We start from the raw sequence: 8,065 nt of genomic DNA, 5'->3' as shown, positions 1-8,065 counted from the left end.
TACCTCCATGGACCGCGTGTTGATTACCCGGCGCTACCAGGAGCTGGCGGATTATGCCGAGCACGCCGAGAGCATTGACGTTGAGCGGCTGGCGCGGCTTGACCACGCCTTTCATCTCGCCGTCTCCCAGGCATCGCACAACCCGGTGCTGGTACATACACTGCAAAGCCTGACCGACCTGCTGCTAAGTTCGGTATTTGCCTCGGTTAAGCATCTTTACCACCGTACGGGCCCGCGTGAAATGATCAACCGCCAGCATGCCCGGCTGCATGATGCGGTTGTCGCAGGCGACGCCGAACAGGCCAGGCAGGTGGCGCTGGAGCATCTCACCAGCATTACCGAGCTGCTACGGGAGCTGGAAGTAGAGAGCGAACGTCTGGAGCGCTCAGCCATGCGTATGGAGCCGTGGTAATGCTTTGCTGATGAAAATGCCTGGTTGATGAAAATGCTGGCTTGAAAAGTACCTGGCTAAAAGATTCACGTTGCTCAGCGGCTGACACAGACGCTAGCCTAGGCGATGACAATAATCAAAGGAGAGCGATGTGGCTATTTACCAGTTCGGTGAGCACCAGCCTGATATTCATGACGACGTGTACGTTGCTGAAACCGCAGACGTGATAGGGCAGGTAACCTTAAAAGCACGCTCCAGCGTCTGGTATCAAGCGGTGTTGCGCGGTGACAGCGACCTTTTGGAAATAGGCGAAGAGAGCAATATTCAGGATGGCGCGGTATTGCATGCCGACCCAGGATATCCGCTCAAAGTGGGGCGCGGTGTCACGGTGGGCCACCAGGCCATGCTGCATGGTTGTAGCGTAGGCGATGGCTGTTTGATCGGTATTCAAGCCGTGGTGCTTAACGGCGCGGTGATCGGCGAAAACAGTCTGGTAGGTGCGGGGGCATTTATTAAAGAGGGCGCTGTGTTTCCGCCCAACTCGCTGATTGTGGGCTCACCTGCGCGGGTAGTACGCACGCTTTCTGCTGATGCCATAGAAGGGCTTAAGCTGAACGCGCAAAGCTATGTCATACGCGGCCAGCAGCATGCCACCTCGCTAAAACGCATCGATTAGCACGTCAACTATTACATTAGCGATCACATCAACGAATGCGCGGCTTTCTAACGACGCTCCTTGCGTTTAAAGCACGACACCGACACCCCAAGGCAGGCTTGGGGTGTCGTAAAGGGTGACGCTAACCAGATGTTCTACATAAGTGGGTCCGTAACGCCAAGCACATAGAACGCTACCATCGCAATAATGCCCGCGAAGACAAGATAGTAGATGGTGGGAATAATGGTTTTACGAATGGTCGTGCCTTCACGGCCCAGCAGGCCAACGGTCGCAGAAGCCGCCACAACGTTGTGAATCGCAATCATGTTACCCGCAGCGGCACCGACTGCCTGCAGAGCCACCATCATGGCAGTTGAAACACCCAGCGTTTGGGCGACGTTAAATTGAAATTCTGCCAGCATCAGGTTAGAAACCGTATTGGAACCTGCAATAAAGGCACCCATGGCGCCCACTGTGGGGGCGAAGAAGGGATAAATGTTGCCCATGCCATGAGCAACTGCCTGCGCCATCATTACCGGCATTGATACCAGATCCGCCCCGTTAACCCCTGAATTGATCAAAATACGTACCATGGGTACGGTGAAAATCAGTACAAAGCCCGCGCCCAATATCGTTTTGGTGGATTCTGATACCGCCGCGCTTATTTTGCTCGGGTTCATCTTGTGCAGGAAGTAGGTCACGATCACCACCGCCAAAATAATCCCGCCTGGCAGGTAAAGCGGCTGTACACCCCCGCTAACGCCCGTTTCGCCTAGAATATTGTTCCAGTTCAAGCTGATAGAGGTGAGCGCCACCCGCAACGGTTCAATGGTTCGTGAAGCTACCAGGAACAGCGCAAGCAATACGTAGGGAACCCAGCCCATAAAAGTAGACATCGGGGCTTTTCCGGCCACATCTTCAAGCTTGATTTGCAGGTTGCCAATCCACTCATCCGGCCAAGAGGTTGATTCCGGAAAATCCCAGGTATCTTTGGGAAGTAAAAAGCCTTTACGTGCTGCCGGTACAACAATCGCCAGGCCGACCATGGCACCAATCATGGAGGGAAATTCCGGGCCCAGGAAAACGCCCACCAGCATATAAGGAATCACAAATGAAATGCCGGTGAAAAGGGCAAACGGTACAATCGAAAGCCCCTCTTTCCAGGAGCGGTTGGCGCCGAAGAAACGCACCATCACCAGTACCAAAATCAGCGGCATGCAGATGCCGATGATGCCATGCGTAATAGCCACTTCGCTGGTGATCAGTTGGAAAAATGTGCCCCAGGTGGAGCCGTCCGCTTCCAATTGTGTCGTTATGCCCGCGCGGTCCAGCCCGCTGCCCACGCCCACGATAATAGGCGTGCCCACGGCGCCGAACGACACCGGGGTAGATTGGATCATCATGCCCACCACGACAGCGGCGAGTGCCGGGAAGCCCAAGGCAACCATTAGCGGTGCGGCCACGGCAGCGGGGGTGCCGAAGCCAGAAGCGCCTTCAATAAAGCAACCGAATAGCCAGGCAACGATCAGTGCCTGAACGCGGCGGTCTGGACTGATGCCTGAAAAACCATTGCGAATAGCGGTAATGCCCCCTGAATGCTTCAAGGTGTTGAGCAGCAAAATGGCGCCAAAAATAATCCACAGCAGGCCTGCTGTTTGGATAAGGCCTTGGATCGTCGAGGCGGCCACGCGGCTAAATGACATATCCCAAACCGTCAGCCCAATAGTGGCTGCGGTGAGGAATACAATCGGCATCGCTATTTTGGCCGGTATTTTAAAACCAACGAGTAAAATACCTGCCAGCAGTAATGGCAAAAAAGCCAGAAGAGCAAGTGTTGTTTCGTTCATAAGAAAACCGCCTTTTTATTTATGGGTATGCGCTATCTCTGTCTAATGATTTAAGTGCTAAACGCAACATTGAAAAGATACGGCTCAGAGCAAAAAATAACACTATTACGAAACAGGTCTTGCCAAAAGGGGCAAGTTTGTAAGGTCTATATAAGCTCTTTCGTGAATTTTAAATGATTGTTTTATATGCATTGTTAATTGTTTTTAAGCTTCATTGAAGAGGGTCGTTATTAGACTAAAAGACAGTGCTGGGGCTCGCTACTTCTCCATCCAGTGCTTTAATCTCAATGGCGATGAATGCGCCATTTTAAATTTCCTCTTTTCATTAACGGTAAGGGCAAAAACATGACACGTACGCTCTATGACCTGTGTGGCCGTGACGAACGACTGCGTTTTTCTCCCTATTGCTGGCGCGTGCGTATGGCGTTTGCTCATAAAGGCCTGGCCTATAACACCATCGCTTGGCGGTTTGAGGACAAGCAGGCGCTGGCGTTCGCCGACTACGATAAAGTCCCGGTGCTGTGCGATGGGGATCAGGTCATTACCGATAGTTTTAAGATAATGCGCTACCTGGATAAAGCCTATCCCGATGCCCCTGTTTTGGGTGAAGGAGTGGCGTACCAACGCGCGCTATTTTTTAAATACTATGTCGAGCGCAGCGTAACGCCTGCCCTGTTTCGTAGCGTTGCACTGGATTTATTGGCCGCCATTCACCCTGATGATCGTGATTACTTTCGTAAAACCCGTGAAGCGCGCTTTGGGGCACGCCTGGAAGATGTGCATAACCCCGAGCAGGGCAAGCAGCAGCTTTACCAAGTGCTGGCGCCGGTACGTGATCAGTTACATGGCAGTCCTTTTCTAGATGGCGAAACACCCAGCGGTATCGATTACTTACTGTTTGGAAGCATGATGTGGACACACACCGTCTCGCTTGAGCCGTTGACCGAACCCGATGATCCGGTCACCGAGTGGTTTACGCGTATGTTGGATGCTCATAATGGGGTTGCGCGCCAGGCAATCACGATTCGTGATTTAAATTAAAAATCGAATAACCTGCTGATTTAAAATCATATTGAGAGCTGTAGAGGCATGTGGCGCACGAGAATATAAAAAACCATGTTGCGATGCACAAAAGGCGCTGCTAGGTTTACGTACAGCAGCGGCAAATGCCAACGCAATAGCAGCGCCTCCACGACTAACGGGCGGCGGCCTGCTAGCTAACTCAAGGAGATGTCGTGATGATGAAGACTGCAGAGAATAACACCCAACAGTTCGAGTCTGCCTTTGTGTCACCTATGCGTTCTTACACGCATGCAGCGCTTGATTACTATGAAAAGCTGATGGGTGCTCAACTTGATGCTGCCCGCGCTTATTCAGATATGACCATTTCCCAAGCACGTACCTGGCTGGAAGTTAAAGATGCCGATGGCTTTAAGAAAGCCATGGAAAGCCAGCAGCGCGTTGCAAGTGACTTCATGGAGCGGGTGAAAGGGGATTCTGAAAAAGTAACCTCTATCAGCCAGAGCTTTATGCAGGACAGCGCCAAAATGGCCGAAGAAAATGCCCAGAAGGCGAGCACTGCCACGCAGAAAGCGGCTGATAACGTTCAGAAGTCAGCAGAGTCGGCAAAAAAGTAAATCCCTGTTAAGCCATTTGCATGGCGCTGAAAGCGCTGCGATCCTCTGGACGCAGCGCTTTTTTATTGCTCATCATTAGCCGAACGTCATGTAATATCGCCCACTCAAGCAAGGCCAAGCGCGATATCATGACGCGATGCAAAGTAAGGAGGCGATAGGAGAGCCACATGAGTGATGCGCAGGCGACCGCGAAGCGGGTTGCTCCAGAAAAAGAGGGCGATGAACGTCACGATGCTATATATCGTGCGGTAAGCGATGCGATTGTTGAACAGCGCCTAAAGCCCGGCGCCAGGCTGCGTGAAGATGCGCTTGCCGATGTGTTTAGCATTAGCCGTACCGGCATACGCAAGATTTTACAGCGCCTTGCGCTGGAGCAATTGGTAACCCTAACGCCCCGCCGTGGTGCCAGTGTTACCCGACCCACCGCCGATGAAGCCAAGGATGTTTTCGATGCCCGCCAGCTTGTCGAGTGCGGATTAATGCCCGATGTGGCAAAGCGAATCGGTGAAAAAGAAGCTGCTGAACTGCGCGAGATGGCCCGCGAGGAGCGTCACGCGCTGCGTAGTGGTCAACAGAGCACCGCTATTCGCCTGTCAGCAGATTTTCATGTGCGCCTCGCCCAGCTTTCTGGCAACGCCACGCTTGCCGAATTTGTAGAACGCCTCTGCTCGCGCTCATCGCTTATTCTTGCGGTATATGGCCACCGTGGCCACCTGGGCTGCGAATCCCACGACCATGACGACCTGATCGGCTATCTGGAGTCCGGCAACGGCGAGCGCGCCAAAGCCTTTATGAGCCGCCACCTAAAAGCGATTGAAGCCTCGCTCTCCATGGTCGAAGAAGAGGAGAGCGCCCCGGACCTACAGCAGATATTTGGGGACTGAAGTGAGCTTAATCGCTAACGCCGCGAACAGGGCTTACATCAAGCTCCAGAACGCCTCGACCAGCGGGTTTTTCAGGTTCTTCTTCAGGGTAAACAAGCCAATATCGTAGGGTGCTAATTCCGGCGCTACGTCGAGTACTCGAATGCGACCCACCAATGGGCTGTTGTCGAGGACGATTTTAGGCACCACGCCAATACCAAAGCCCAAGCTCACCATGCTGACAATGGCTTCATTACCGGTGACCTGGGCATAAATACGTGGCGAGATGTCTAGCTTGCGAAACCACTCATCTACACGCGCTCTGGAAACGCCGCTTTCCGATAGAATCATAGGCGTGTTCGCCCATTCTGCTGGTGTGAATGGTGTGCCGGTTGGCGCATTCGGCACTTGCTGTTCCAGCGGGGCAATAAACAGCAACGGCGACGTAGCGATGGGCTTAAAGGCCAGGCCTCGCGGTAGATGGGCAGGCTTTGCTGCGATGCTAAGGTCTTCTTTACCATCCAGTACGTGCGCAATGGCGTGTTCCGGGTCACCGGTGCGCAGTTTGATTTCAATGGCCGGGTAGGCGATACGAAAGCGGCGAAGCAGCTCGTGCAAAAAGCTGTAGCTTGCCGTCACCGAGCCATACAAACTGATTTCACCGCTTAATTGGTCAAGATTGTCGGTTAACTCATGACGAATCAAATTCCATTGGCTGCTGGCATCGCGGGCATATTTGAGGAATTTTTGCCCTTCCTGAGTCAACACCACGGTCCGGTTGTCGCGGTTGAACAGCGACACGCCCAGTTCGTCTTCCAAATGGCGGATGTTGCGCGAAAGCGCAGAAATGCTGACGTAGCACTCATCGCTTGCACGGCCGAAATGCAGCGTTTCGGCCAGCGCGAGGAATTGTTTCAAAAGTTTAAAGTTCATAAGCGCCATGATAATAGCGTTTTGTGAAAATAGGGACGTGTTGTTGCAAATATATCAATTTAAGAAATAGTCGTTTTTGGTTAGATTGGATTCACTTACATAGCGCTGGATCCCGTATTGAGCGGCTGTGTCACTTTTTTCGTGTCGGTGTGTCGTGCATCGATAGCGTGATGATACTTAATCAGGATGTAAACGATGGCTAACTATTTCAATACCTTGCCGCTACGCGAACAGCTGGCTCAGCTTGCAAAATGTCGTTTCATGTACAGCTCAGAATTTGCTGATGGTGTCGACGCGCTGAAAGGCAAGAAAATGGTAGTGATTGGCTGTGGCGCGCAAGGTCTCAACCAGGGGTTGAACCTGCGCGACAGCGGCCTGGACGTTTCCTACGCACTGCGTCCTGAAGCCATTGCGCAAAAGCGTCAGTCCTGGAAGAACGCCTCTGAAAACGGTTTCGTGGTGGGTACTTATGAAGAGCTGATCCCGACGGCGGACGTGGTTCTGAACTTGACCCCGGATAAGCAGCACACCGCAGTGGTGAACGCTGTCATGCCGCTTATGAAAGAAGGCGCTTGCCTGTCTTATTCCCACGGTTTCAACATCGTAGAAGAGGGCATGCAGGTGCGTGATGACCTGACCGTCATCATGGTGGCGCCCAAGTGCCCGGGTTCTGAGGTGCGTGCTGAATACGTTCGTGGTTTCGGCGTTCCTACCTTGATCGCTGTGCACGAAGCCAATGATCCCAAAGGCGAAGGGCTTGCGCTAGCGAAAGCCTACGCAGTGGGCACTGGCGGCCACAAAGCGGGCGTGTTGATGTCCTCTTTCATCGCGGAAGTTAAATCCGACCTGATGGGCGAGCAGACGATTCTTTGCGGTATGCTGCAAACCGGTTCTATCCTCTGCTTTGATAAAATGATCGAAGAGGGTATTGAGCCAGGTTATGCCTCCAAACTGATTCAGTACGGCTGGGAAAACATCACCGAGGCGCTTAAGTACGGCGGCGTGACCAACATGCTGGATCGTCTTTCCAACCCGGCCAAGATCAAGGCCTTTGATCTGGCGGAAGAGCTGAAAGACATCATGCGTCCGCTGTACAACAAGCACCAGGACGACATCATGAGCGGCCACTTCTCCCGCACGATGATGGAAGACTGGGCAAACGATGATGCTAACCTTCTGAAATGGCGTGCAGACACTGCCGAAACCAACTTCGAGAAAACGCCTGCTGGCGACGTTGAAATTTCCGAGCAGGAGTTCTTCGACAACGGCATCTTGATGGTCGCCATGGTGAAGGCGGGCGTTGAGCTTGCGTTCGAAACCATGACCGCAGCGGGCATTATCGCCGAGTCTGCCTACTACGAGTCGCTACACGAAACGCCGCTCATCGCGAACACCATCGCGCGCAAGAAATTGTACGAAATGAACGCGACGATCTCTGATACCGCAGAGTACGGTTGCTACCTGTACAACCACGCCTGTGTGCCGCTGTTGGCAGACTTCATGAAGGGCATTAAATCCGATGTCATCGGTAAAGGCCTTGATCTGGACGACAACGGTGTCGATAACGCACGATTGATCGAGGTCAACGATGCGCTTCGCGCTCACCCGGTGGAAGCTGTTGGCGCCGTGCTGCGTGGCCACATGGCGGATATGAAGAAGATCGTTTAACCCACGGGTTAACCGTTAGCTAGTCAATGGAAAGCCGAGATATCCACCACGATATGCTCGGCTTTTTTGTC

8 protein-coding genes are annotated in these 8,065 nt (G+C 52.9%); 6 read left to right on the top strand and 2 right to left on the bottom strand.

Annotation, left to right across the window (positions count from 1 at the left end; translation table 11 throughout):
• A partial coding sequence (locus ACT3T6_RS01880; protein WP_444625935.1) for an FCD domain-containing protein occupies positions 1-412 on the top strand: 412 nt, incomplete at its 5' end.
• A gap of 130 nt (positions 413-542) precedes the next feature.
• Entirely contained in the window at positions 543-1,067 is a 525-nt protein-coding gene (locus ACT3T6_RS01875; RefSeq protein WP_172117437.1) for a gamma carbonic anhydrase family protein, read from the top strand.
• Positions 1,068-1,201: 134 nt separating this feature from the next.
• Here ACT3T6_RS01875 and ACT3T6_RS01870 read toward each other — a convergent pair whose 3' ends face one another.
• Positions 1,202-2,893: an L-lactate permease gene (locus ACT3T6_RS01870; protein ID WP_193054398.1), complete on the bottom strand. Its 1,692-nt coding sequence runs from the start codon at positions 2,891-2,893 to the stop codon at positions 1,202-1,204.
• A gap of 345 nt (positions 2,894-3,238) precedes the next feature.
• Here ACT3T6_RS01870 and ACT3T6_RS01865 point away from each other — a divergent pair, with 345 nt between their 5' ends.
• The 3 genes from ACT3T6_RS01865 to ACT3T6_RS01855 all read left to right on the top strand — a co-directional run bounded on the left by ACT3T6_RS01865 (position 3,239) and on the right by ACT3T6_RS01855 (position 5,414).
• Entirely contained in the window at positions 3,239-3,934 is a 696-nt protein-coding gene (locus ACT3T6_RS01865; protein WP_193054399.1) for a glutathione S-transferase N-terminal domain-containing protein, read from the top strand.
• Positions 3,935-4,131: 197 nt separating this feature from the next.
• A complete protein-coding gene (locus tag ACT3T6_RS01860; protein WP_172117440.1) occupies positions 4,132-4,530 on the top strand; it encodes a phasin family protein in 399 nt (132 codons plus the stop codon).
• 167 nt (positions 4,531-4,697) lie between these two features.
• Positions 4,698-5,414, top strand: a complete 717-nt coding sequence (locus tag ACT3T6_RS01855) for a GntR family transcriptional regulator (RefSeq protein ID WP_087111895.1) — start codon at positions 4,698-4,700, stop codon at positions 5,412-5,414.
• Positions 5,415-5,447: 33 nt separating this feature from the next.
• Here ACT3T6_RS01855 and ilvY read toward each other — a convergent pair whose 3' ends face one another.
• Positions 5,448-6,326, bottom strand: coding sequence for an HTH-type transcriptional activator IlvY (gene ilvY / locus ACT3T6_RS01850; RefSeq protein WP_172117441.1), 879 nt, complete (start codon positions 6,324-6,326; stop codon positions 5,448-5,450).
• Between the two features lie 195 nt (positions 6,327-6,521).
• On the opposite strand from ilvY, the gene ilvC reads away from it, so the two are divergent.
• Entirely contained in the window at positions 6,522-7,994 is a 1,473-nt protein-coding gene (gene ilvC / locus ACT3T6_RS01845) for a ketol-acid reductoisomerase (RefSeq protein ID WP_172117442.1), read from the top strand.
• Positions 7,995-8,065 lie beyond the last annotated feature (71 nt).

The organism is Halomonas sp. 72 (assembly GCF_052379785.1).
Lineage (GTDB): Bacteria > Pseudomonadota > Gammaproteobacteria > Pseudomonadales > Halomonadaceae > Vreelandella > Vreelandella citrativorans.
The sequence above is the reverse complement of the archived record's forward strand: the minus strand, read 5'-3'. Positions and strand labels throughout refer to the sequence as shown.